Below are 577 nucleotides of genomic sequence, written 5' to 3' on the forward strand. Positions count from 1 at the left end.
TATTAGCTCTTTATTTGATTTTTTAGTTTGCACTTACTTGTCCTTGTTTGCTTTTATGAATTTGTTGTTTGTTAGAATGAATCTATCTTTACTAGTTCTTGTTACAAAATTTTGTTTACTTAATTTAAAGCCCCTTCCTTCGTCACCATATAAACCATAACTGGTCTTTACATATGTATAAGATACTCTTACCGTTACAGGTATAGCCATATCTTTGTCTTCATATAGATAAAGCATTAGCAATTCTGGTCTTTGTTTGCTAAAATCATCTCCAATAAATTCTTTTATCTTATTTATATAAAATTCTGGTACTTTGGCCTCTTTGCCAGTTTGGTTTTCATAATATATCCAACGAGTGTAGTATTTTTTACCATTTGAGAGGGTTTGAGGGAATTTTTGATTTACCAAGGTCATGTCTACATCATATATCGTTATAAATTTATCACCTTGTTTTATCTTTCTAGGATTTGATCTTATTTTATCCCCTAAATTTTTGGCTAGATCTTCTCTTTCTTTTTCTCTTCTCTCTATCTCATCAACAAATTTTTGATTAAATATATATACTCCACCATATTGT

General features: G+C 29.1%; 1 protein-coding gene. It reads right to left on the reverse strand.

The window, feature by feature from the left end; all coding sequences use genetic code 11:
• Positions 1-33: 33 nt before the first annotated feature.
• The coding region (locus tag ATCC51562_RS09670; protein ID WP_035167740.1) for a hypothetical protein at positions 34-577 on the reverse strand (544 nt) is incomplete at its 5' end.

Origin of the sequence: Campylobacter concisus ATCC 51562 (assembly GCF_000466745.1) — a bacterium.
Lineage (GTDB): Bacteria > Campylobacterota > Campylobacteria > Campylobacterales > Campylobacteraceae > Campylobacter_A > Campylobacter_A concisus_B.